29 protein-coding genes are annotated in these 21,879 nt (G+C 29.6%); 17 read left to right on the top strand and 12 right to left on the bottom strand.

Going from position 1 to position 21,879, the window contains the following annotated elements; genetic code table 11:
• Nucleotides 1-93 precede the first annotated feature (93 nt).
• Nucleotides 94-936 (top strand): DUF2911 domain-containing protein, encoded by an 843-nt coding sequence (locus ABWP60_RS08305; RefSeq protein WP_353151177.1) that lies wholly within the window; start codon nt 94-96, stop codon nt 934-936.
• A gap of 50 nt (nt 937-986) precedes the next feature.
• Here the strand turns inward: ABWP60_RS08305 and ABWP60_RS08300 are convergent, their stop codons facing one another.
• Together ABWP60_RS08300 and ABWP60_RS08295 are read right to left on the bottom strand one after the other, a co-directional pair.
• The gene (locus ABWP60_RS08300; protein ID WP_353151174.1) at nt 987-2,108 is read right to left on the bottom strand and encodes a cysteine desulfurase family protein; all 1,122 of its coding nucleotides are present in this window, start codon (nt 2,106-2,108) and stop codon (nt 987-989) included.
• 4 nt (nt 2,109-2,112) lie between these two features.
• The gene (locus tag ABWP60_RS08295; RefSeq protein ID WP_353151171.1) at nt 2,113-2,667 is read right to left on the bottom strand and encodes a DUF8465 domain-containing protein; all 555 of its coding nucleotides are present in this window, start codon (nt 2,665-2,667) and stop codon (nt 2,113-2,115) included.
• 50 nt (nt 2,668-2,717) lie between these two features.
• On the opposite strand from ABWP60_RS08295, the gene ABWP60_RS08290 reads away from it, so the two are divergent.
• Complete coding sequence (locus ABWP60_RS08290) at nt 2,718-3,284, top strand: anthranilate synthase component II (RefSeq protein WP_353151343.1); 567 nt, start codon at nt 2,718-2,720, stop codon at nt 3,282-3,284.
• Here ABWP60_RS08290 and yaaA read toward each other — a convergent pair whose 3' ends face one another.
• Nucleotides 3,285-4,043: a peroxide stress protein YaaA gene (gene yaaA / locus ABWP60_RS08285; protein WP_353151168.1), complete on the bottom strand. Its 759-nt coding sequence runs from the start codon at nt 4,041-4,043 to the stop codon at nt 3,285-3,287. It abuts the gene before it with no gap.
• A gap of 216 nt (nt 4,044-4,259) precedes the next feature.
• On the opposite strand from yaaA, the gene ABWP60_RS08280 reads away from it, so the two are divergent.
• The 7 genes from ABWP60_RS08280 (at nt 4,260) to ABWP60_RS08250 (ending at nt 9,056) form a co-directional block, all read left to right on the top strand.
• The gene (locus ABWP60_RS08280) at nt 4,260-5,009 is read left to right on the top strand and encodes a Rossmann-like and DUF2520 domain-containing protein (protein ID WP_353151165.1); all 750 of its coding nucleotides are present in this window, start codon (nt 4,260-4,262) and stop codon (nt 5,007-5,009) included.
• Nucleotides 4,993-5,520: a KdsC family phosphatase gene (locus ABWP60_RS08275; RefSeq protein ID WP_353151162.1), complete on the top strand. Its 528-nt coding sequence runs from the start codon at nt 4,993-4,995 to the stop codon at nt 5,518-5,520. The genes ABWP60_RS08280 and ABWP60_RS08275 overlap by 17 nt, the downstream gene beginning before the upstream one ends.
• A 19-nt stretch (nt 5,521-5,539) precedes the next feature.
• Nucleotides 5,540-6,496 (top strand): UbiA family prenyltransferase, encoded by a 957-nt coding sequence (locus tag ABWP60_RS08270; RefSeq protein ID WP_353151160.1) that lies wholly within the window; start codon nt 5,540-5,542, stop codon nt 6,494-6,496.
• Nucleotides 6,489-7,070, top strand: a complete 582-nt coding sequence (locus tag ABWP60_RS08265; RefSeq protein ID WP_353151157.1) for a Maf-like protein — start codon at nt 6,489-6,491, stop codon at nt 7,068-7,070. The genes ABWP60_RS08270 and ABWP60_RS08265 overlap by 8 nt, the downstream gene beginning before the upstream one ends.
• 144 nt (nt 7,071-7,214) lie before the next feature.
• Nucleotides 7,215-7,757, top strand: coding sequence for a bifunctional pyr operon transcriptional regulator/uracil phosphoribosyltransferase PyrR (gene pyrR / locus ABWP60_RS08260; protein ID WP_353151155.1), 543 nt, complete (start codon nt 7,215-7,217; stop codon nt 7,755-7,757).
• Between the two features lie 31 nt (nt 7,758-7,788).
• On the top strand, nt 7,789-8,718 hold the full coding sequence (locus ABWP60_RS08255) for an aspartate carbamoyltransferase catalytic subunit (RefSeq protein ID WP_353151152.1): 930 nt from the start codon (nt 7,789-7,791) through the stop codon (nt 8,716-8,718).
• A 5-nt stretch (nt 8,719-8,723) separates the two neighbouring features.
• Nucleotides 8,724-9,056, top strand: a complete 333-nt coding sequence (locus tag ABWP60_RS08250; protein ID WP_353151149.1) for a ribonuclease Z — start codon at nt 8,724-8,726, stop codon at nt 9,054-9,056.
• A 28-nt stretch (nt 9,057-9,084) separates the two neighbouring features.
• On the opposite strand, the gene ABWP60_RS08245 is transcribed toward ABWP60_RS08250, so the two are convergent.
• Nucleotides 9,085-9,216 (bottom strand): hypothetical protein, encoded by a 132-nt coding sequence (locus ABWP60_RS08245; RefSeq protein WP_353151146.1) that lies wholly within the window; start codon nt 9,214-9,216, stop codon nt 9,085-9,087.
• Between the two features lie 232 nt (nt 9,217-9,448).
• On the opposite strand from ABWP60_RS08245, the gene ABWP60_RS08240 reads away from it, so the two are divergent.
• Nucleotides 9,449-10,354 carry a ribonuclease Z gene (locus ABWP60_RS08240; RefSeq protein ID WP_353151143.1) on the top strand — a complete coding sequence of 302 codons (906 nt, stop codon included), beginning with the start codon at nt 9,449-9,451 and terminating at the stop codon, nt 10,352-10,354.
• Nucleotides 10,355-10,422: 68 nt separating this feature from the next.
• Entirely contained in the window at nt 10,423-11,064 is a 642-nt protein-coding gene (gene pdxH, locus ABWP60_RS08235; protein ID WP_353151140.1) for a pyridoxamine 5'-phosphate oxidase, read from the top strand.
• Nucleotides 11,065-11,070: 6 nt separating this feature from the next.
• On the opposite strand, the gene rsmD is transcribed toward pdxH, so the two are convergent.
• Complete coding sequence (gene rsmD, locus ABWP60_RS08230; protein ID WP_353151137.1) at nt 11,071-11,676, bottom strand: 16S rRNA (guanine(966)-N(2))-methyltransferase RsmD; 606 nt, start codon at nt 11,674-11,676, stop codon at nt 11,071-11,073.
• Nucleotides 11,673-12,476, bottom strand: a complete 804-nt coding sequence (locus ABWP60_RS08225) for a DUF3822 family protein (RefSeq protein ID WP_353151135.1) — start codon at nt 12,474-12,476, stop codon at nt 11,673-11,675. Before ABWP60_RS08225 ends, rsmD begins: the two co-directional genes overlap by 4 nt.
• Before the next feature lie 107 nt (nt 12,477-12,583).
• Here ABWP60_RS08225 and ABWP60_RS08220 point away from each other — a divergent pair, with 107 nt between their 5' ends.
• Together ABWP60_RS08220 and kdsB are read left to right on the top strand one after the other, a co-directional pair.
• The gene (locus ABWP60_RS08220; protein WP_353151132.1) at nt 12,584-14,002 is read left to right on the top strand and encodes an ATP-dependent DNA helicase; all 1,419 of its coding nucleotides are present in this window, start codon (nt 12,584-12,586) and stop codon (nt 14,000-14,002) included.
• Between the two features lie 117 nt (nt 14,003-14,119).
• Complete coding sequence (gene kdsB, locus ABWP60_RS08215) at nt 14,120-14,845, top strand: 3-deoxy-manno-octulosonate cytidylyltransferase (RefSeq protein ID WP_353151129.1); 726 nt, start codon at nt 14,120-14,122, stop codon at nt 14,843-14,845.
• Between the two features lie 154 nt (nt 14,846-14,999).
• Here the strand turns inward: kdsB and ABWP60_RS08210 are convergent, their stop codons facing one another.
• Together ABWP60_RS08210 and ABWP60_RS08205 are read right to left on the bottom strand one after the other, a co-directional pair.
• Nucleotides 15,000-15,350 (bottom strand): hypothetical protein, encoded by a 351-nt coding sequence (locus ABWP60_RS08210; RefSeq protein ID WP_353151126.1) that lies wholly within the window; start codon nt 15,348-15,350, stop codon nt 15,000-15,002.
• 7 nt (nt 15,351-15,357) lie between these two features.
• Nucleotides 15,358-16,029 carry a superoxide dismutase gene (locus ABWP60_RS08205; protein ID WP_353151123.1) on the bottom strand — a complete coding sequence of 224 codons (672 nt, stop codon included), beginning with the start codon at nt 16,027-16,029 and terminating at the stop codon, nt 15,358-15,360.
• 299 nt (nt 16,030-16,328) lie between these two features.
• Between ABWP60_RS08205 and ABWP60_RS08200 the strand changes: the two genes are divergently transcribed.
• Nucleotides 16,329-17,117 (top strand): hypothetical protein, encoded by a 789-nt coding sequence (locus tag ABWP60_RS08200; RefSeq protein WP_353151120.1) that lies wholly within the window; start codon nt 16,329-16,331, stop codon nt 17,115-17,117.
• A gap of 128 nt (nt 17,118-17,245) precedes the next feature.
• Here the strand turns inward: ABWP60_RS08200 and ABWP60_RS08195 are convergent, their stop codons facing one another.
• Together ABWP60_RS08195 and ABWP60_RS08190 are read right to left on the bottom strand one after the other, a co-directional pair.
• On the bottom strand, nt 17,246-17,803 hold the full coding sequence (locus ABWP60_RS08195; RefSeq protein WP_353151117.1) for a DUF6642 family protein: 558 nt from the start codon (nt 17,801-17,803) through the stop codon (nt 17,246-17,248).
• 17 nt (nt 17,804-17,820) lie between these two features.
• The gene (locus tag ABWP60_RS08190; RefSeq protein WP_353151114.1) at nt 17,821-18,489 is read right to left on the bottom strand and encodes a spermidine synthase; all 669 of its coding nucleotides are present in this window, start codon (nt 18,487-18,489) and stop codon (nt 17,821-17,823) included.
• Between the two features lie 51 nt (nt 18,490-18,540).
• Between ABWP60_RS08190 and ABWP60_RS08185 the strand changes: the two genes are divergently transcribed.
• Nucleotides 18,541-19,092 carry a 1-acyl-sn-glycerol-3-phosphate acyltransferase gene (locus tag ABWP60_RS08185; protein ID WP_353151111.1) on the top strand — a complete coding sequence of 184 codons (552 nt, stop codon included), beginning with the start codon at nt 18,541-18,543 and terminating at the stop codon, nt 19,090-19,092.
• Here ABWP60_RS08185 and ABWP60_RS08180 read toward each other — a convergent pair.
• A complete protein-coding gene (locus tag ABWP60_RS08180; protein ID WP_353151108.1) occupies nt 19,089-19,538 on the bottom strand; it encodes a helix-turn-helix domain-containing protein in 450 nt (149 codons plus the stop codon). The genes ABWP60_RS08185 and ABWP60_RS08180 overlap by 4 nt on opposite strands.
• A gap of 274 nt (nt 19,539-19,812) precedes the next feature.
• On the opposite strand from ABWP60_RS08180, the gene ABWP60_RS08175 reads away from it, so the two are divergent.
• Both ABWP60_RS08175 and ABWP60_RS08170 read left to right on the top strand, forming a co-directional pair.
• Complete coding sequence (locus tag ABWP60_RS08175; RefSeq protein WP_353151105.1) at nt 19,813-20,931, top strand: M14 family zinc carboxypeptidase; 1,119 nt, start codon at nt 19,813-19,815, stop codon at nt 20,929-20,931.
• 19 nt (nt 20,932-20,950) lie between these two features.
• The gene (locus tag ABWP60_RS08170) at nt 20,951-21,430 is read left to right on the top strand and encodes an Lrp/AsnC family transcriptional regulator (protein ID WP_353151102.1); all 480 of its coding nucleotides are present in this window, start codon (nt 20,951-20,953) and stop codon (nt 21,428-21,430) included.
• 63 nt (nt 21,431-21,493) lie between these two features.
• Here ABWP60_RS08170 and ABWP60_RS08165 read toward each other — a convergent pair whose 3' ends face one another.
• The gene (locus tag ABWP60_RS08165) at nt 21,494-21,877 is read right to left on the bottom strand and encodes a DNA primase (RefSeq protein ID WP_353151100.1); all 384 of its coding nucleotides are present in this window, start codon (nt 21,875-21,877) and stop codon (nt 21,494-21,496) included.
• Nucleotides 21,878-21,879 lie beyond the last annotated feature (2 nt).

Genomic DNA, 21,879 nt, shown 5'->3' with positions numbered 1-21,879 from the left:
AGTTTACAAAATTATTATACTTTTTTATTTTAATTTTTCTTTAACTTTAAAACACAAAATAAAATACTATTTTAGCAAAAAAATAATAACGTTATGAAAAAATACACATTCCTTTATATGCTCTTAATTTCAGGAGTATTAAATGCACAAATTGCTACCCCACAAGCAAGTCCAATATCAAAAGTGGATCAAACTGTTGGTTTGACGCAAATTAGTTTGGAATATCATAGACCAAGTGCAAAAGGCAGAGCGGTTTATGGCGAATTAGTTCCTTATGGAAAAAATTGGCGAACAGGTGCAAACGAAAATACGACTATTACTTTTTCGCAAGATGTGATAATAAATGGAAAATCGTTAGCAAAAGGTAAATACGCATTATATACTACTCCAAAAGCAGATTCGTGGGATATTATTTTTTATAAAGATACTGACAATTGGGGATTACCAGAAAACTGGATTGAGGAAAACGTTGCTTTAAAAACATCTGCAAAGCCTGAAAGTTTAAACCGATTAGTAGAAACATTTACTATTTCTTTTAACAATGTTACAATAGATGCAGCAAATTTAGAATTATCGTGGGAAAAAACACTTGTATCTGTTAAAATTGAAGTGCCAACACAAGAAACCGTTTTAAAATCTATTGAAAATGTTATGAATGGTCCTTCTGCAAAAGACTATTACGCTAGTGCACAATATTTTTATCAATCAAATACAGATTTGAATAAAGCATTACTTTGGATAAATCAATCTATATCTTTATCTGGAGAGAAAGTGCCGTTTTGGTATTACAGATTAAAATCATTAATTCAATTTAAATTAGGTGATAAAAAAGGAGCAATTGAAACCGCAAAATTATCTTTAGCAGGCGCTACTGCCGAAAAAAACGAAGATTATATTAAACAAAATAAAGACAGTATTGAATTATGGTCTAAATAATTTGGACTAAACTATATAAAAAAATACCATTCAATTTGAATGGTATTTTTTTATATAGTTTTTAAACTCTCAATAAGCAAATCAATTTCTTCTTTTGTGTTATAATGACTAAATGAAATTCGCAATGAAGGTTTTTTGATATTTTCTGAAGATAAAAATTCAGCTAACACATGTGAGGGTTTTACGCTACCACTCTGGCAAGCGCTTCCTCTAGATACTGCAATGCCTTTCATATCTAAATTAAATAAAATTAACGCTGTTTTTTCTTCTGAAAAAGGCAATAATACGTTTAAAATATTATAAAAAGTATTTTCGCCATTAACAATAATTCCATCAAAATTTGCTTGTAATTTTTCAATACAATATGATTTTAATTCAGTTATATAATTCGTTTCATCAACTAATTGTTCATTTGCAATCTCAAATGCTTTTGCTAAACCTGCAATTTGATGAACGGCTTCTGTACCAGCTCGTAATCCCTTTTCTTGTTCGCCACCATATAACATAGGTTGTATTGGCGTGTTTTTTCTAATAAAAGCAAAACCAATTCCTTTTGGCCCGTGGAATTTATGAGCGCTCGCTACTAAAAAATCTAATGGAATTTTCTGTAAATCAATAGTAACTTTACCGATTGATTGAACCGTATCACAGTGAAAAATAACGTTATATTTTTGACAAATAGCAGCAACTGAATCTAAATTTATTAGCGTTCCAATTTCGTTATTAACATGCATTAAAGTTACTAAAGTTGGAATTTTGTCATCTAATTTTCGTTCGAAATCAAATAAATCTAAATTTCCGTTAGGCAAAACAGAAATATATTCCACCTCAATACCAAATTCTTTTTGTAAATTTAATACGGTATATAATGTGGCGTGGTGTTCTATTTTACTAGTAATAATTTTTTTAATACCATTACTTTTAACCATTTCTCTTAAAATCCAATTTGTTCCTTCTGTAGCATTTGATGTAAAAATGATTTCTTGAGCAGAACAGTTTAAATATTTTGCAATTGTTTTTCTTGAGGTTTCAATTATGGATTTTGCACTTCTTCCAAAACTATGTGTAGATGATGGATTTCCAAAATCGTTTTGCAAAACGGCTATCATTGTTTGTATAACTTCTTCTCTTAATGGGGTAGTGGCTGCGTTATCTAAATATATTTTTTTCATCAAATTAATTTTGCTTAATGTAAATTTCCATAGCACCTAATCCGTATTTTCCATAATTAGCTTCTTGAATTACTATGTTTTCATATCTTCTCAATAAATATTCTAACTCGCTTTTTAAAACGCCATCACCAACTCCGTGGATTAAAACTACGCGATTGTAACGTTTAGAAATGGCAAAATCCATTGCTCGTTTGGCTTCTTCAAGTTGAATATTTAATTTATCGAAGTTAGTTAAATTTTGGTTTTTTCCCGTAATTATTTTTTCTAAATGTAAATCCACTTCAAAAACCATTGGGTCCTTTTTGCTGAATTTGGTTAAAACCGAACCTGATTTTTTTGGAATTTCTTTTTCTGCTAAAACTTTAGAAAGATTGCCGTCAAAATTAATTTTAGGCGCATCACTTGCGATTTTTATGACTTCTTTTTGATTGTATATTAACTCAAACCCATCTTTAGTTTCAATGACAATTGAATTGTCCGATTGAAATCGTAAAATCACACCTTCTAAATTATCATCTAAAACCTGAACAACATCTCCAATTTTCATTGCGTTTTCCATAAAATAGTATATTTTTACAAAAGTAAAATAATAACTTTAAAAACCATTTAATTTTGAAAATAGTTGTCATAGATAATTACGATAGTTTTACCTACAATTTAGTCCACTATTTGGAAGATTTAGGCGCAACAGTTACCGTTTTTAGAAATGATGAGTTTGAAATAAAAGAGTTAGAAATTTTTGATAAAATAGTTTTGTCTCCAGGTCCCGGTATTCCTAACGAAGCAGGTTTGTTAAAAGAAGTCATACAAACGTACGCCAAAACCAAAAGTATATTAGGAATTTGTCTGGGTTTACAGGCCATTGGTGAAGTATTTGGTGGCACATTAATAAATTTAAAAAAAGTATATCACGGCGTAGCTTCAAAAATTACGATTGTTGAAAATGATACTATTTTTACTAATTTACCAAATGAAATAGAAGTGGGAAGGTATCATTCTTGGGTGATTTCAAATGACAATTTTCCACAAAATTTGATTATAACTTCAGTTGACGAAAACAAACAAATTATGTCAGTTAAGCATAGTGTTTACGATATTCGAGGTGTGCAATTTCACCCAGAAAGTATTCTAACGCCAGACGGAAAAAAAATATTAGAAAATTGGTTGAATAATTAATTATCTCGTAAAAACCAATTTATTTCCTTCCGATAAATTACTATCAAATACATACCCTTCATAGTTGAAACCTTTTAAATCATCTACTGTTTCAGCATTTGTATCTATAATGTATCGAACCATTAAACCTCTGGCTTTTTTCGCAAAAAAAGAAATCATTTTAAGTTTTCCGTCTTTATAATCTTTAAATTCTGGAGTAATTACAGCTGCTTTTAATTTTTTAGCATCAACAGCAGAAAAATATTCATTGCTGGCTAAATTTACAAATAATTCGTCTTTATGTAATTCGTCATTTAAATAATCCGTAACTGATTTTTTCCAAAATTCGTATAGATTTTTTTTAGCACCTATATTTATTGAAGTTCCCATTTCTAAACGGTAGGCTTGTATTAAATCTAAAGGTTTCAATATGCCATATAATCCTGATAAAATGCGTAATTTATCTTGTAAAACGGTTACTTTCTCAACAGCTAACGAATACACATCTAAGCCCGTGTATACTTCACCATCAAAAGTATAAATTGCTGGTCGTGCATTATTTGCAGTAAATGGAAGTTGCCAATCTTGATTTCTTTGCCAATTTAAATCTGCTAATTTCTCAGAAATGTCCATCAATTCCATAAGCTGTTTTGGCTTTTTCTTTTTTAACGTTTTCTGAATGGTTTCAGCTTGTTTTAAAAAAGATGCTTCCGTAACTAATGAAGTAGGAAGTTCTTTATCTAAATTTAAAGATTTTGCTGGAGAAATAACAATTTTCATTTTACAGATTTTTTTCAAAATTAGGCAATAGGATTATTTTTTACAACACAGATTTGAGAAAATATATTAATTTTTTAAAATCGGTACCAAACTAAGTTTTAATTATATTGACTATTTGCAATCAGATTTTAAAATTATAAACTGTAAAATTTCTTAAATCTGTGTTGTAAAAAATTGAAATTTGATATTGTTATTGTGATTGTTTATCTTCGCCACATGATACAAGTAATTCTTTTAGGTTCAGGAAACGTGGCTACTCATTTATTTCAAGCTTTTTCGAAAGTTGATGAAATAGAAGTGGTTCAGGTTTTTTCAAGAACGGTATCAAACGATTTTCCTGAAACACTTCAAACAACTGATTATTCTAAAATTAAAGAAGCGGATGTTTATATTATTTGTGTTTCAGATAGCGCTATTTCAAGCGTATCGTCTCTATTACAATTTGAAAATAGGCTAGTGGTTCATACTTCAGGAAGTTCTGATTTAAATGTACTGGATAGTAAAAACAATAAAGGTGTTTTTTATCCGTTACAAACCTTTACCAAAAACAAAGCTGTTGATTTTTCTGAAATTCCAATTTGTTTAGAAGCAGAAAATGTTTCAGATTATACTGTATTAGAAAAAGTTGCAAAATCAATATCAAAAAATACACATGCCATATCTGGTGAACAACGAAAAGCACTTCATGTCGCTGCCGTTTTTGTTTGTAATTTTACTAATCATTTGTATCAAATTGGAAATGAAATTTGCTGTAAGAATTCTATTCCTTTTGAAATTTTACAACCCTTAATAAAAGAAACGGTTGAAAAGATACAATCACTTTCACCAAGTAAAGCACAAACAGGACCAGCTGTAAGAAATGACCAAAAAACCTTAGAAAAACATATCGATTTTCTTACTAACGAAAATCAAAAAGAAATTTATAAAATTCTGACAAAATCTATACAAAATGGCGAAAAGTTATAAAGAAATAATGAATGATATTAAAGCGTTTATCTTTGATATCGATGGTGTATTAACGGATGGTACGGTACATATTTCAGAAGAGGGACAATTGCTTCGTCAAATGAACATTAAAGATGGTTATGCCATGAAAGCTGCTGTAGATAAAGGTTACCCAGTTTGTATCATCTCAGGTGGAAGTAACGAAGGTGTTCGTATTAGGTTGCAGAAATTAGGAATAAAAGACATCTACTTAGCAGCACCAGATAAAGTAGAAAAATTTCATGAAATTTGTGATGCCTATCAATTAAAACCTGAAGAAATACTATATATGGGCGATGATATCCCAGATTATTTAGTGATGCAAAAAGTAGGTTTACCAACGTGTCCGCAAGATGCTGTTCAGGAAATAAAAGGCGTGAGCAAATATATTTCACACGCAAATGGTGGAAAAGGTGCTGTAAGAGATGTAATTGAACAAGTTTTAAAAGTTCAAGGAAAATGGATGGACGATTTTGACGCTAAGTTTTTTTAATACTATCAATAAATTTATAATGAAACATTTTTTAAAATTAATTCGAATAGAAAGTTTAATACTGGTTGCTTTTATGCAACTCATTATTAAATACGGATTCTTAAATCATATTCATTTTAAAGATGCTTTAGGTGCGCCTCAGTCTTTAGTGCTTTGGCAATCTTTAACTGATTTTCAGTATGTGTTGTTGGTTTTTTCCACGCTGTTTATTTTAGCTGGTGGCTACATAATTAACGCTGTTTTTGATGTAGATACCGACAACATCAACAAAGCCAACCAAGTAGTTATAGGCACTCATATTAATGAAAAAACAGCCTATAATTTGTATTTTATATTTACATGCTTAGGTGTTGGAATAGGGTTTTATTTGAGTCGTATTATTAATAAACCCGCTTTTGCTACGATATTTGTCATTTGTGCGGCTTTATTATATATCTATTCAAATGGATTAAAACAAATTCCAATTTTAGGAAATGCAATTGTAGCGCTTGTAGTCGCGTTATCTATAGTAAATATAAGTTTTTTTAATATTTTACCTGCAATTTATGGTGGTAATGAATTTTTCATGAAAACGTTGGTTTCCATTCTTACAGATTATGCGATTTTTATTTTTCTTTTGCAATTTACTATAGAAATTATCAATACAATTGTAAATGAAAAAGGGGATGCGGCCTATGGAATTTCAACTGTTGCGACATCTTTTGGTATTAAAAACGCCAAAATCATTGGTGCATCTTCGTTAGTACTTTTTATTACTTATCTAACTTATTATTTGGTTGAAAATTTAGCACATAATTTGTATGCTTTAGGATATTTTATTCTATTTATTATTGCGCCTTTGTTATTTGTTGCAATCAAATTATTTCAATACAAATTAAATAATGAGTACCTTTTGGTAATTAGAATATTGAAAATAGTTCAAATTACTACGATTTTGTCTTTGCTAATTATCTTACTATCTATGCAATATGCTTAACGAGAAATTCAAAAATCATAAAATTATTTTAGCTTCGGGTTCGCCAAGAAGACAGCAATTTTTAAAAGAATTAGATATAGATTTCGAAATTAGATTAAAAGAAATTGAAGAAATTTATCCTGATCATTTACAAGCGGAAGAAATAACTAATTTTTTAGCTAAATTAAAAGCCAGTGCTTTTGAAAACGATCTACAAGATAGCGAAGTTTTAATTACTTCAGACACTATTGTTTGGTTGGAAAACCAAGCTTTAGGAAAACCTAACGACGCTTCTCATGCCATAAGAATGCTAACTGAAATGTCAGGAAAAACACATAAAGTGATTACTTCTGTTTGTATAAAAACGACACAAAAAGAACTTGTTTTTCATGATGAAACATTGGTAACTTTTTCCTCATTAAGTTTAGAAGAAATAGAGTATTATTTAAAAAATTATCAGCCATTTGACAAAGCGGGTTCGTATGGCATTCAAGAATGGATTGGGTTGGTAGCTATTGAAAAGATTGAAGGAAGTTATGCTAATGTAGTGGGCTTGCCGACACATAAATTGTATAAAGAATTAATGAATTTTTAATTTTTTAACTATATTTTATTTTTATACACAGATTTTGAAAATTATATAAATTTTTAAAATCTGTGTTTAAAAAAAATGATTTTTGCAATTGCTTTTGATAATGTAATTGAAATATCTTACATTTGTAGCCACAACTTACAAAATATGAGTCAAAAAATATTGCTCAACTCAAAAGAAGTCAACATCATTCTACATCGATTGGCCTGTCAATTAATCGAAAAGCATCTCGATTTCTCCAATACTATTCTTATCGGAATTCAACCAAGAGGCACTTTTTTAGCCAATAGATTGTCACAAATTTTAAAAGACGATTATCAAGTTTCCGATTTAAAATTAGGGTTTTTAGACATTACTTTCTTCAGAGACGATTTTAGAAGAAACGAAAAACCTTTTGAAGCCAATCAAACGCAAATTGATTTTTTAGTAGAAGACAAAAATGTAGTTTTTATAGACGATGTATTGTATACTGGAAGAAGTATTCGTGCCGCATTAACAGCAATACAGTCTTTTGGAAGACCCAAATCAATAGAACTTTTAACCTTAATTGACAGACGCTTTAGTCGTGATTTACCTATTCAACCGGATTATAGAGGTCGACAAGTAGATGCTATCAACAACGAAAGAGTGTTAGTAAAGTGGGCTGAAAATGACAGTGAGGACGCCGTTTATATAGAGGTAAAGGGATAAAGAATAATTAAAGAAAAACAACACATTTAAAATGAAAGAATTAAGCGTCAATCATTTATTAGGAATAAAGTACATCAATACCAATGATATTAATTTAATTCTTGAAACCGCTGATCAGTTTAAAGAAGTAATCAACCGTCCTATAAAAAAAGTACCTTCTTTGCGAGATATTACTATCGCAAATATCTTTTTTGAAAACAGTACTCGTACCAAATTATCTTTCGAATTGGCTCAAAAACGACTTTCAGCTGACGTAATGAGTTTTTCTTCTGCGCAGTCATCAGTTAAAAAAGGGGAAACCTTAATTGATACTGTAAATAATATTTTAGCCATGAAAGTGGATATGGTGGTTATGCGACATAGTTCGCCTGGAGCCGCGCATTTTTTATCGCAACATGTAAAAGCAAGTATAGTAAATGCTGGTGATGGCGCACACGAACACCCAACGCAAGCATTATTAGATAGTTATACCATAAGAGAGAAATTAGGTGAAGTTGCGGGTAAAAAAATAGTTATTGTTGGTGATATTTTACACAGTAGAGTAGCGCTTTCCAATATTTTTGCCTTACAAATGCAAGGGGCTGAAGTAAAAGTATGCGGACCAAAAACATTGATTCCTCAATACATCAATTCTTTAGGAGTAACTTACGAACCAAATTTAATCAAAGCATTAGAATGGTGTGATGTAGCGAATATGTTACGCGTACAGAATGAAAGACTTGACGTGAGTTATTTTCCAAATACACGTGAATACACACAGCAATTTGGACTGACAAATGAAATACTAAATAACCTGAACAAAGAAATTGTAGTGATGCATCCAGGACCTATAAATCGTGGGGTAGAAATTACTTCTGATGTAGCAGATGGAAATCATTCTGTTATTTTAGATCAGGTAGAAAATGGGGTAGCGGTACGAATGGCAGTTATTTATTTATTAGCGAGTAAGATTAAAAATTAGTTCAAATGAAAGTAGAACAGAAAGGAAATACAGTTACTATTAAAGATACTGAAAGTAGTTTCGACGTGTTTTTACAAAAATTAACTGAACAATACAACTCGTTTAAATCAGTTAATTTAATAATTGATATCACACACGATAAATCATTTGAAATAAGTAACTTAAAGCAATTTTCTGATTTAGCAAAAACATATAAAAAAAATAAAAAATCTTTTGTAGTTGTTGCTACTGCTATTGATTTTAATAAAGTTCCAACCTCAATCACTACCGTTCCTTCTTTACTAGAAGCACATGATATTATTGAAATGGAAGAAATTGAACGTGACTTAGGATTTTAATTATGAAACTTTCCAATCAAAACATAATTTATATTTTAACTGGCTTATTATTTGTATTCACATTCTTAAGTACAAAATTTATTATTTCCGAATTGAAATCCATTCCAACAAATTCCTTTTTTGGTGCTTTTTCAATAGGTATATCTATAATTTTAATCATTTTAATTATCAAACTAAGCAAAATAGAAAATAATAAATAATGACAACTAGAGCTAAATTCAACTTGTTTTTTCTACTATTAGCTATTATTTTATTGGTGCTAAATATAATTATTTCATACCAAGAAAATAAAGTAGAGTGGTTTAGGTTAATTTCAAATGTGTTGTTAATTTTCCTTTTTTCTATGAATATTTACAACGAGAATAAGAAACAAAAACAACACTAATTTCATCTTGAAAATTAAAATATTAGGCTGTTACGCCGCCACACCAAGAACAATTAGCAATCCTACATCGCAAGTTTTAGAGATTAAAAGCCATATGTTCTTAATAGATTGTGGGGAAGGTACACAAGTACAATTACGCAAACACAAAATTAAGTTTTCGCAAATTGAGCATATTTTTATTTCCCATTTACACGGTGATCATTTTTTTGGGTTAATTGGCTTAATTTCTACTTTTATGTTATTGGGTAGAGAAAAAGATTTGAATATTTACGGCCCAAAAGGCATTAAAGAAGTCATTTTATTGCTTTTGAAATTAGGAAACGCATACACTTCTTACAATTTATTTTTTCACGAATTAACTTCCATGGAAAGCGAACTTATATACGAAGATGAAAAAGTAAAAGTTACTACCATACCTCTAAAACATAGAGTCTATACCAATGGCTATTTATTTGAAGAAAAAAATACTGAAAGAAAATTGAATATTGATGCCATATTAAATCATAATATTGAAAAACTATATTACAATAAAATAAAGTTAGGCGGTGATATTACTTTAGAGGATGGAAGTATCCTAACCAATTCCGAATTATCTTTTGATCCTGAAGAAGCTAAAAGTTATGCGTTTTGTTCAGATACAGTTTATAATGAAGAAATAATTCCTATAATTAAAAACGCTACTGTTTTATATCACGAAAGCACGTTTTTAGAAAGCGAAAGTCATTTAGCGGAAAAAACTATGCACACTACTGCGAAACAAGCCGCAAAAATTGCTAAATTAGCAGACGTAAAACATTTATTATTAGGACATTATTCCACTCGATACGGAAATATTGAGTTATTTAAAACAGAAGCTCAAGAAATATTTGAAAACGTCTTGCTAGCAGATGATGGATTAGAATTTGAATTTTAAATTTATTACACAGAGATACACAAAGATTGACAGATAAACCTAACACCATTCACCCTTAACCCAAAAAAATGAAAGATTTATCCGATTATAGAAAATCATACGACAAAAGCGAATTGTTAGAGAACACCATTCCTGATGATGCGATTCAATTGTTTCATAATTGGTTTTATGAGGCGGAAGAACAAGAAAATGGAGAAGTTAATGCTATGACGGTTTCTTCTATAGGTTTGGATGGATTTCCAAAAAGTAGGGTAGTGTTGCTTAAAAAATTCAATGAAGAAGGTTTTATATTTTACACCAATTATAATTCAGAAAAAGGAAAAGCCATTTTACAACATCCAAATGTTTGTATTTCTTTCTTTTGGCCAATTTTAGAACGCCAAGTAATAATAAAAGGAATAGCTGAAAAAACAACGGCACAAGTTTCAGATACTTATTTTGATTCTCGTCCAGAAGGCAGTAAATTGGGAGCAATTGTTTCGAATCAAAGTGAAGTAATTCCATCAAGAGCATTTTTAGATGAAAAATTAAAAAACTTAGAAACAGAAATTTCAGGTTCTGAAATTAAACGACCAGAAAATTGGGGTGGCTTTTTGGTTAAACCTGTTGAAGTAGAATTTTGGCAAGGAAGAGCTAATCGTTTACACGATAGAATTCGTTATACATTAGCCGCTGATTTAAGTTGGAAAATAGACCGTTTATCGCCTTAATAACTTTTATTCTGATTCCTCGTTATCCTCATCTTCGTCATCTTCCGTAACAGCATCTAATTCGTCTTCATCACTAATTAGTTCGAAAAAAGTAAATGTAGTTCCTCCGTAGGTTCTAGCAAATGAAAAATTATCTAAATGTTCTAATTTTGTATCTTTAGAATGTTCAATAATTAACATGCCTTCTTCGTCTAAAATATTGTTTTCAAAAATCAAAACCGGAATTTTTTCAAAATCTTTTTGATCAATATGATACGGTGGGTCTGCAAAAATTATATCATAACTTCCTTTGTGTTTTTGTAAAAATGCAAAAACATCACTTTTTATTGGTGTGATATCAAAGTCAAATTCGGTGGCAATTTTTCGTATGTAATTCACACAACCCATATCGGCATCAACCGCTACTAATGGTGTGGCACCACGAGAGGCAAATTCATAAGCAATATTTCCAGTACCAGAAAACAGATCTAATATTTTTAATTCGCCAAAATTAAAATGATTATTTAAAATATTAAATAAGGCCTCTTTGGCCATATCTGTAGTTGGTCGAACCGGTAAGTTTTTAGGGGCTTGTAATCTTCTACCTTTATATTTTCCTGAAATTATTCTCATGAGTGAAATAAAATAAAGTGCTTTAATAGGTCTTTAGTATCCACATCTAAAACAGCTTTTAAATTAGAAACATCTAACAAACTACAGTTTCTTATATATTTATATGCAAGTTTAAACGCAGCACTTTCTTCTGAAATATCGCCTAAAAACTGCACAGGAATTATTTCTGGATTCAGCTGTAATTGCTCGTAAGTAAACAATAAAAAATAGATAAAATCTTCTAAAGAATTATAAATAAACGTATTAAATAATAACAAATTTGTGTTTTTGGTAACCGTAATTTCAAATCTATCGTGTTGAAAATGTACCCAAACTTGCTTTGTATCCTTGTTTTTAGAAAAATCTAAAGCTTTCTTAACAAATATAGAATTGCAATTTTTATAATCAAACGTTTCGTAATGATCTAATAAATAGTTATTTATACTGGTGTACGGAATAAAAACATTATTTAAATCGTACGTATCTAAATAATCGAAAGCAAAATAATCGGTTTCAAATACTTTAGAATTGTATTGTAAATAACTTCCTAAATAATTCGGATCAAATAAAGAAGAAGGTACAAATGTATTTAAATTTGAATTGTGCAATACCACCACATCATCATACTGGGCTTCAAGAATTGGATTTTCAACAAAAACTTTCCATAACTCTTCCTCTAAAACATTTTTTGGGTTTATTGCGTATGATTTATAAGTAACTATTTTGTTTGAAATCATATCAATAACACAAAAAGAAAGATTACTATTCGCAACCTCAAAGCATAATTTTTTATATGTTTTTTGTGTAATATCTTGATTCATATTTTTTATTTGATTTACAAATTTACATTTTTTAAGAGAATTAAAAACCTTCAAATGAAATTATATTTAAAATCCTTGTTATATTTGAAGTTCTTAATTCAAAATTAATGTCGCCAACGCAATTTTATAGTATTTTAATGAATAATTTTCCTTTTCAGCCTACTGCTAATCAGGATATTTTCTTTCAAAAAATTGCTACCTATATCTTACAACCTAAAGATGAACTATTTGTATTAAAAGGATACGCTGGAACAGGTAAAACTACTGTGATTTCCACCTTAGTAAATCAATTAAGCGTTGCTAATAAAAAATCGGTAATGTTGGCACCTACGGGTAGGGCTGCTAAAGTAATGTCAGCTTATTCAGAAAAACCTGCTTTTACTATACACAAACGTATTTATTTTCCTAAAAAAAATAAAAATGGTGGCGTTGGTTTTGTTTTGCAAGCCAATAAATTTAAAGATACAATTTTTATTGTAGATGAATCGTCCATGATTTCTGATCAATCTAATGAAACAAGTTTGTACGAAAACGGTTCTTTATTAGATGATTTGTTGTTTTATGTTGATGCTGGGCAAAATTGCAAACTAATTTTAGTAGGTGATACGGCTCAGTTGCCTCCTTTGAATTCGGATATTAGTCCTGCTTTGGATATTCAATCTTTACACGTAAATTACGATAAAGAAATAGTTCATATTGAATTAGATGAAGTGATGCGACAAGCTGAAAATTCTGGAATATTAAGCAATGCTACTGAATTACGAGCACTTTTAAAATCGCATTTTATTGAAGAATATAAATTTAATTTAAAATCGTTTAAAGACATTATTCGATTAGAAGACGGATTTGATATTGAAGATGCTATTCATCAATCGTATCGAAATTATAGTACGGAAGACACTGCATTCATAGTACGTTCCAATAAAAGAGCCAATCAGTACAACCAACAAATTAGACAACGGATTTTAGAAAAAGAAAGTGATTTGTCGGCTGGCGATTTATTAATGGTAGTAAAAAACAACTATTTTTGGCTTAACGAAACTTCACAAGCTGGCTTTATTGCCAATGGCGATATTATTGAAGTCTTAAAAATTAGAAATATTCAGGAATTATACGGTTTTAAATTTGCCAATGTTACCATCAGAATGGTGGATTATCCTAATGAAGCTTCTTTTGAAACGGTTTTACTTTTAAATACGATTGAAAGTGAAGCGGCATCATTAACATATGAAGAATCGAACCTATTGTATCAAGAAGTTTCTAAAGATTATGAAGACGAAATTCATAAATACAAGAAACTTTTAAAAGTAAAAAACAATCCATATTTTAATGCCTTGCAGGTAAAGTTTTCTTATGCGATTACGTGTCATAAATCGCAAGGAGGACAGTGGAGTAGTGTGTTTGTAGAAAAACCCTACTTGCCCAATGGCGTAGATAGAGATTATATTAGATGGTTGTACACGGCAATTACAAGAGCTAAAGAAAAGTTATATTTAATTGGGTTTAAAGATGAAAATTTTGAGTAGATTTGAAAACACATAGAAATATAGAAAATTATTTATGTATAATTTAGTGCTTAAAGTTAATTTTAGAAATAAAACCAAACCTTTTACCTTTGACCCAAAACCTTTAACCCATTTACAATGAAAATAATTGCTGTCATCCCTGCGCGCTATGCCTCTACACGATTTCCTGCTAAATTAATGCAAGATTTAGGTGGAAAAACAGTTATTTTACGAACGTATGAAGCGGCTGTATCCACTAATTTATTTGATGATGTATTTGTGGTAACCGATTCAGATTTAATTTATAACGAAATTATTTCGCATAATGGAAAGGCAATAATGAGTATCAACGAGCACGAAAGTGGTAGCGACAGAATTGCTGAAGCCGTTGAAAAAATTGATGCTGATATTATAATAAATGTGCAAGGCGACGAACCATTTATTAATAAAACGCCATTAGAACAAATTATTATGGCATTTCAAAATGATACAGAAAAGAAAATTGATTTGGCTTCTTTAATGTTTGAAATTAAAGATAATACTGAAATTGAAAATCCAAATAATGTAAAAGTTATAACAGATCAAGAAGGGTTTGCTTTATATTTTTCTCGTTCGGTAATTCCGTTTTCCCGTGAGGAAAATGTGGGTGTACGATATATGAAGCACATTGGTATTTATGCCTTTAGAAAACAAGCCTTATTGGATTTTGCTAAATTACCGATGCTTTCGCTGGAAGCCTCAGAAAAACTAGAACAATTGCGTTATTTGGAATACGGAAAACGCATTAAAATGATTGAAACGTCGCACGCAAGTATAGGAATTGATACACCAGAAGATTTAGAAAAAGCGAGACGTTTAGTATAATATTCCGATAGTTTCAAAAAAATTCAATACAGATTACACAAATTTAATCGGTGCTAATCCTAAAATCCGTGGCTAAGAATTTCAACACAGATTGCACAAATTTTCACCAATTTATTCGTACTAATTTGTGAAATTTGTGTTTAATAAATTATAATTATTTCACAATAATTTCAGATTCTTTTTTAACTATAATTTCTGGTTTTCCTTTATATAATATAACGGTTCCGGTGATGCAAATGGTTTTTGTATCTAACGTTAGTGGATCGTAGGAAAATGCCTCTCGGTCAAGTTTAAAAATAACTACAGAAAACGCATTGTCTGGATAGGGTTTTCCGAAATTTAATAGTGCATTTCCGCCTTTTGTTTCATAAATTCCGGTTACTTTTTCGCAAATAGTAATAGTTTTTCCTTCAAAAGAAGCAATGTTTTCCAATGTTGGAGTAATTTCTTGTGCAGAGACTAATAGTGTTCCTAATAAAAACAGAACTAAAAATACTTTTTTCATATGCAAATTAATTACCTTTAGTAGCTAATTTATAATTCGCACTTACTTCGTCCCAATTGATGATATTCCAAATAGACGCTAAATAATCGGCACGTTTGTTTTGGTATTTTAAATAATACGCGTGTTCCCAAACATCAATTCCTAAGATAGGGGTTCCTTTGGTTTCTGCAACATCCATTAACGGATTGTCTTGATTAGGCGTAGAAGACACTACCAATTTATTGTTTTTATCAACAGAAAGCCAAGCCCATCCTGAACCAAATCGGGTAGTGGCAGCTGTATTAATTTTTTCTTTTAACGCATCCATATTTCCAAACGTATCCATAATTGCTTTTTCTAAATCTGCAGAGGGTTGGGTGTTTTTGGTTGGTGTTAGTATGGACCAAAATAACTCGTGATTATAATGCCCGCCTGCATTGTTTCTAATGGCTGGACTCAATTTTGAGACATTCGATAAAATTTCTTTTATTGACATTTTAGCAGCATCAGTTCCTACAACAGCAGCATTTAAATTTTTAATATACGCCGCGTGGTGCTTGCTGTAATGAATTTCCATAGTTTGTGCATCTATAAAAGGTTCTAAATCTGTGTATGCATAAGGTAATGGCTTTTGAGCAAACTGCGCCGAAACCGAAACAGCCAAGAAAAGAAAAACAGCTAGTAATTGAAATTTTTTCATAATGATAATTTTGAGTTGTAAAACTTGTTGTAGCAAAGTTAATTGTTTTTTGTAAAGTATATTAGAATTTAACAGGAAGTTGTTAATTATGTAATTCAACTATAAATCGAATGAATTAGCACCTTAGCGCGAATGAGTAAAAAAAGATATTTCATATAGAACCTATATGTTTTAATATCATAATCATCAAAAAGGAGTTTTACTATTACTAAATTTTGTTTAAAAATTTGTTAAATTTTTTAAACAAAATATTTTTTTTTATATTTGCAACTATTATTATAATATTAAACAACTTTATTATGAAAAACATTAAATTTTTACTGCTATTTCTAAGTATTTTGGTCAGTGTTTTTGTATCCTGTTCATCTGGTGATGAAACAACTATCGAAACACAAAAAAGTAGTGCTCTTCGAATTTATCTAAATGAATTTAAAGGAGTAAATAACATTTCTGGAAGAAGTATGTCTACTGATTCTAATTTTTGTTATGAATTTGTTTATCCGATAACGCTTGCTTACAATAACGGAACAGTAGTTAATGTAGCTAATGAAACAGAATTAATTGCAATACTTGAAAGCGAAACAAGTGAATTGTACATTAATGGAATTGCATTCCCGTTTAATTTAATTGCTCCTGGAAGTACCACTCCGATTACTATTTCAAATGAATCAGAATTTTGGAGTGTAATAAACGCATGCGAAATGGATACCTACGACGATTATATTGCTTCAGGATCTTGTTATTCATTTGTTTATCCGTTTTCATTATTAATGAGTAACAATCAGACGGTTACTTTAAATAATGATCAAGATTTATTAAATTTAGTAGCACAACAAGGAAATAGTGATAATTATATTGTCAATTTGGTATATCCTTTTTCTGTAATTAGCAACAATACGATTACTCAAATAGATAATGAGTATGAATTTGCTCAATTAAATAATGATTGTGATGATAATAATTGCAATTGTCCTACTGATGTAAATCCGGTTTGTGTTAATGTGGGTGGAGTAATTATATCATTTCCAAATGCTTGCTTAGCAGAATGTGCAGGATATACATCATCAGATTTTGTAAATTGTAATTAATAAAAATATATTTTACTTATAAACTTCAGCAGTAATGTTGGAGTTTTTTTTGTTTATTAAATTAATTTTTACTTATTTGAATTGAAAAAATTATCAAAAAAAACTACATTAAATCTAGTCCAACAAGTTTAATAATACAATCTAAAATCTAATACTTTACAAAGGGCATAATGGTTTTCAAAAAGCGTTTCAACCACTTCATCTATGTTTTCGTTGTCTTGAAACAGTTTAAAAAATTCTTGGTCTAATGCATAGCTTTTTAAATTATCAAATTTTGCACCATAACCCGAAATGGCTTTCGCACCCGTTACATCTAAAAAAAACTGAGCTTCATCGTTGGTTAATTCCAAGGTTTTGGAATTGGCAAAATGAATAATTTTTCCTTTCATTTTTCCTTCAAAAAGTTCGGCAATTTCATCTAAACTATAATAATAGTCGTAAATACAAATGGTATTGTCTTCGCCTTCCATAACTAAATAAATAATTTCATAATTCTTAAAATTATGATCATCGTAGAGTAGTGCCGACAAACTTTCTTCTACACCTTCAATGGTATCGCACGTTTTATAAATTGTAGAAATACCGTGTTGTAACGCCAAGTTTTCTAATTGCTTTTCTACTTCAGTTGTTGAAAACACTTCAACATCCGAAACGGCTTCTAAACAGAAAATAAATTGGCTATCCATGATATTAATTTAGAGTTTTATACTCGCTTAATTATTATAACATCATTATATTTTTCTACATTCTTAAGCACTTTTTTGCTGTAGCTATTTGAATCAAAATGCATCAAATACTGATCAATAGTATTTTTACTATTTCTATTTAAATGCATTGTATTAAATAAGATATACCCGTTTTTATTAAGTAATTGTTTACTATTACTAATAAAGCTATCTTGAAATAAAAACTCAGGCATTTCGGTATCTTTAAAGATATCAATAATTATCAAATCGTATTGACTTGCATCTGATTGAACAAATTTTTCGGCATCAGCAATAACACATTTAAAGTTAGGGATTTTATCTAAATTAAAATACGAATTTGCAATATGAATAATCTCTGCGTCAAGTTCTACGCCTAAAATATTTTTTGAAAACGAAAAGTCATTAACTAATGTTTGTACTACACTACCGCCTGCCACACCTAATATTAATACCGATTCCATTCTGTTGATTTCAGCAGAACCAATATATAAAAGTCCTTTTTTTAATATTGACTGCAAACTTCCGAAAGAATAATTCGTGTTTTTGGTGTTTAGCAGCATTTTCCCATTGTATAAAGTCACTTCAATTGTCTTGCTAATTGTTGAGGTTTCTTTATAAATTGTGATAGGATAGAAGTAGCTGAGTATTTTTTTAAACATCATCATATATATTAGGTAAATATACTTTATTTTTGCTTTTTCTCAAAATGTAATAGAATGAAACATTCTCTATATAGACTACTGTTTTTTAAATTAATGGGCTGGAAAGTCAAGGGTGATTTTGATTCCTCCATTAAAAAATGTGTACTAATTGTAGTACCTCACACCAGTTGGTTTGATTTTTTTATTGGGGTGTTTTTTAGAGGAACCTATCCTATAGAAATTAATTTTTTAGCTAAACAAGAATTATTTCGTTTTCCGTTGGGTGCCTATTTAAAATGGATGGGAGGCATTCCTTTAAATAGAAATAAAACCGAAAATAAGGTAGAAGCTATTGCTAAGATATTTGAATCAAAAGAAGTAATGCGCTTATCATTATCTCCAGAAGGCACAAGAAAAAAAGTAACACAATGGAAATCAGGTTATTATTATATTGCTCAAAAAGCAAATGTGCCTATAATTCCTATTGGTTTTGATTACGAAAACAAACAAGTAGTTATTTTTGATACCTTTATCGTAACTAACGATTTTGAGAAAGATTCTGCTTACTTGGAATCTTTATTTATAACTATTAAAGGCAAAGTCCCTGCTTTTAGTTATACCCGTTAAGGATTATAATTCTTAAACGTACCGTCAGTATAAAATACCACAATTCGTTCTATTTTAGAATCTGAATGCACTAATTTTTCTTCGGTTTGAATATTCGGTATAGTCGTGCTAATTTCGACATTTGTTGTTGATGGTATAATTTCTTGAGAAAACAGGTTGTTTTCTTGAACTGCTTTTTCATTGGAAGAAATAGCTGTTTTTTCTTCAGAACCATTTTCTCCTTTTGGAAAACTTCCTTTTCCGTTTAGTAACCATAATAATTCTACTTCAGGAAAACATTCTATCACTTTTAATGTAAAATCTAAACTCGGTTTGTTTCTTCCAGAAAGTAGGTGAGAAATACTTGATCGTTGTACATTAATTTTATCCGCAAAAAGAGAAGCCGTTAAACCATAATAATCAAAAATAGTTTCTAATCGTTTTACGAAGTGGTCGGTATTTATCATCCTAATTAAAAATAAAAATGTTGTTTACAAATGTAACAAATTTTTATTAATATACAGAAATAAAACATCTATTTATATATTTATTGTAACTAATTATACAAATTTATAGTTTATATAAAATTATATAAATAACTGAAATTTAATAAGTTAATATAATATATTAAAACATGTTTACACTTGTAAAATTCAACACTCCAATTGTTGCTATTTTTGATTTCATTTGATTGTTTTAGTTGTTTACAAATGTAAAATTAAATATATTTACATTTGTAATATGAAAGATAATTTACAATTAGCAACCAAATATCTGTACGAATCGATTCAAGGAAGATACGTTACAGCTTTTCATTTAGATTCTTTTTTAGAAACATTACCTTCTGCTTTTAAGATTTCTACCGTCGGGTTTTCTGTTAATCAACAACCTATAAAAGCTATTGAATTTGGAGAAGGAAAGGTTAAGATTTTAGTTTGGTCCCAAATGCATGGTAATGAAAGTACCACAACAAAAGGTCTGATTGATTATTTAAACTATTTACAACAAAATGAAAATGAATTTGAGAGACTTTCAAAATTAGTAACCTTTTATATTATACCGATTTTAAATCCAGATGGTGCTGCGGCTTATGCAAGAGAAAATGCTAATAGAGTAGATTTAAACAGAGATGCTTTTGCATGTACGCAACCAGAAAGTAAGATATTACGTACAGTTTTAGAAAATTTCTCTCCTAACTTTTGTTTTAATTTGCATGATCAACGTACTATTTTTGGTTTGTTAGAAAGTCAGCAAACTGCAACGATGTCGTTTTTAACAGCATCCTATAACGAGGAACGAACATTTAATTCGGTTAGAAAACAAGCAGCTGCCGTAATTGTTGGAATTAATAACGAGTTACAGAAATTTATTCCAAATCAAGTGGGGCGATTTGATGATTCTTTTAATATCAATTGTACGGGAGATTATTTTACAAGTAGGGGATATCCCACTATTTTATTTGAAGCCGGACATTTTGCTAATGACTATACTAGAGACGAGGTTAGAAAATTTGTTTTTATCGCTTTAAAAGCTGCAATTTCATTTATTAACGAAAACGATATAGTTAGCAATGATTTGGGAAATTATTTGAATATTTATCAAAATAATAAATGTTTTTATGATTTTATTTTCAAAAATGTAAGAATAAATGATAATAATGTAGAAAAAAATATTAAATTTGCAGTTCAATATAAGGAAGTTTTATTGGATGGAAAAATAGCTTTTATTCCTGAAATTATTCAGATTGATAATTTAGACTCTTTTTTCGCACATCAAACCATTGATTTTGAAAATAAATTATATGCTTTTGAAAATCGAAACTTTCCTAAAATTGGCGACATTATAAAATTTAGTAAATAATACATAAAACAGATTGATTATGAGTAAGTTTAGATTAGATGAAGTAGATCACCAGATTTTAGATATGTTAATTGATAATACTAGAATCCCTTTTACAGATATTGCTAAAAAGTTATTGATTTCTGCTGGCACAGTTCATGTTAGAGTTAAGAAGATGGAAGATGCGGGTATTATTCAAGGCTCTTCTTTATCATTAGATTATGAAAAATTAGGATATTCATTCATAGCTTATGTAGGTATCTTTTTAAATAGTACTTCGCAAACGAAATTTGTTTTGGAACGTATTAATGAAATACCATTTGTAACAGTAGCTTCAGTAACTACCGGGAAATTTAATATTTTCTGTAAAATTAGAGCAAAAGATACTGCAAATGCTAAAGACATTATCTTTCAAATAGATGATATTGATGGGGTTTACAGAACCGAAACCATGATTTCATTAGAAGAAAGTATTAACGACAAAAAACGATTGATGCACACCATTTTTAAAGAATTGTAATAGTTATCATTAAAAAAAATCCCGTTTAGTAATTAAACGGGATTTTTTTATGCTTGTATTTATCTAATCTTCCTCATCATCTTCTTCAAAATCGGATTTAATTTTATTTCCGTCGGCATCTTCTTCATCATCTAATTCAATTTTTTCTTCCTCTTCTTCTTCATCCTCTTCTTCAATCCCAATTTCTTTAATCGCGTCTATACTAACTTCTGGCGCAATAAAGTCTTCATCTTCATCAAAATTTTCAATTCTGTCTGCCAATTTCATGCTTACTTTTACTAAATAAATAGTATCTTCTGTTTTTACTTCAACTGCCTCAATGGTCTCATTTTTAGCATTTTTGAAACGAATAATATCCGAATCATCATATCCATCAGGAAATTTCTCAACCAATAAGTTTAAAATTTCGTTAGTTAATTTTGCATACTCTACAATTACTCTCTTCATTT

It is taken from the genome of Flavobacterium sp. (assembly GCF_040402895.1).
GTDB lineage: Bacteria > Bacteroidota > Bacteroidia > Flavobacteriales > Flavobacteriaceae > Flavobacterium.
Note: the sequence above shows the minus strand (reverse complement) of the source record. Positions and strands in the feature narration are given on the sequence as shown.

Coding starts and splice junctions, on each gene's coding strand:
- rsmD (WP_353151137.1), bottom strand. CDS start 11,676: ATGAGAATAATTTCAGGAAAATATAAAGGTAGAAGATTACAAGCCCCT.
- ABWP60_RS08220 (WP_353151132.1), top strand. CDS start 12,584: ATGTCGCCAACGCAATTTTATAGTATTTTAATGAATAATTTTCCTTTT.
- kdsB (WP_353151129.1), top strand. CDS start 14,120: ATGAAAATAATTGCTGTCATCCCTGCGCGCTATGCCTCTACACGATTT.
- ABWP60_RS08225 (WP_353151135.1), bottom strand. CDS start 12,476: ATGAATCAAGATATTACACAAAAAACATATAAAAAATTATGCTTTGAG.
- ABWP60_RS08190 (WP_353151114.1), bottom strand. CDS start 18,489: ATGATGATGTTTAAAAAAATACTCAGCTACTTCTATCCTATCACAATT.
- ABWP60_RS08195 (WP_353151117.1), bottom strand. CDS start 17,803: ATGGATAGCCAATTTATTTTCTGTTTAGAAGCCGTTTCGGATGTTGAA.
- ABWP60_RS08200 (WP_353151120.1), top strand. CDS start 16,329: ATGAAAAACATTAAATTTTTACTGCTATTTCTAAGTATTTTGGTCAGT.
- ABWP60_RS08210 (WP_353151126.1), bottom strand. CDS start 15,350: ATGAAAAAAGTATTTTTAGTTCTGTTTTTATTAGGAACACTATTAGTC.
- ABWP60_RS08185 (WP_353151111.1), top strand. CDS start 18,541: ATGAAACATTCTCTATATAGACTACTGTTTTTTAAATTAATGGGCTGG.
- ABWP60_RS08245 (WP_353151146.1), bottom strand. CDS start 9,216: ATGATTAAAATTATAGATATACCTATTGAAAAAGCACCAAAAAAGGAA.
- ABWP60_RS08170 (WP_353151102.1), top strand. CDS start 20,951: ATGAGTAAGTTTAGATTAGATGAAGTAGATCACCAGATTTTAGATATG.
- ABWP60_RS08280 (WP_353151165.1), top strand. CDS start 4,260: ATGATACAAGTAATTCTTTTAGGTTCAGGAAACGTGGCTACTCATTTA.
- ABWP60_RS08255 (WP_353151152.1), top strand. CDS start 7,789: ATGAAAGAATTAAGCGTCAATCATTTATTAGGAATAAAGTACATCAAT.
- ABWP60_RS08270 (WP_353151160.1), top strand. CDS start 5,540: ATGAAACATTTTTTAAAATTAATTCGAATAGAAAGTTTAATACTGGTT.
- pdxH (WP_353151140.1), top strand. CDS start 10,423: ATGAAAGATTTATCCGATTATAGAAAATCATACGACAAAAGCGAATTG.
- ABWP60_RS08205 (WP_353151123.1), bottom strand. CDS start 16,029: ATGAAAAAATTTCAATTACTAGCTGTTTTTCTTTTCTTGGCTGTTTCG.
- yaaA (WP_353151168.1), bottom strand. CDS start 4,043: ATGAAAATTGTTATTTCTCCAGCAAAATCTTTAAATTTAGATAAAGAA.
- ABWP60_RS08295 (WP_353151171.1), bottom strand. CDS start 2,667: ATGGAAAACGCAATGAAAATTGGAGATGTTGTTCAGGTTTTAGATGAT.
- ABWP60_RS08175 (WP_353151105.1), top strand. CDS start 19,813: ATGAAAGATAATTTACAATTAGCAACCAAATATCTGTACGAATCGATT.
- ABWP60_RS08180 (WP_353151108.1), bottom strand. CDS start 19,538: ATGATAAATACCGACCACTTCGTAAAACGATTAGAAACTATTTTTGAT.
- ABWP60_RS08275 (WP_353151162.1), top strand. CDS start 4,993: ATGGCGAAAAGTTATAAAGAAATAATGAATGATATTAAAGCGTTTATC.
- pyrR (WP_353151155.1), top strand. CDS start 7,215: ATGAGTCAAAAAATATTGCTCAACTCAAAAGAAGTCAACATCATTCTA.
- ABWP60_RS08165 (WP_353151100.1), bottom strand. CDS start 21,877: ATGAAGAGAGTAATTGTAGAGTATGCAAAATTAACTAACGAAATTTTA.
- ABWP60_RS08305 (WP_353151177.1), top strand. CDS start 94: ATGAAAAAATACACATTCCTTTATATGCTCTTAATTTCAGGAGTATTA.
- ABWP60_RS08250 (WP_353151149.1), top strand. CDS start 8,724: ATGAAAGTAGAACAGAAAGGAAATACAGTTACTATTAAAGATACTGAA.
- ABWP60_RS08265 (WP_353151157.1), top strand. CDS start 6,489: ATGCTTAACGAGAAATTCAAAAATCATAAAATTATTTTAGCTTCGGGT.
- ABWP60_RS08300 (WP_353151174.1), bottom strand. CDS start 2,108: ATGAAAAAAATATATTTAGATAACGCAGCCACTACCCCATTAAGAGAA.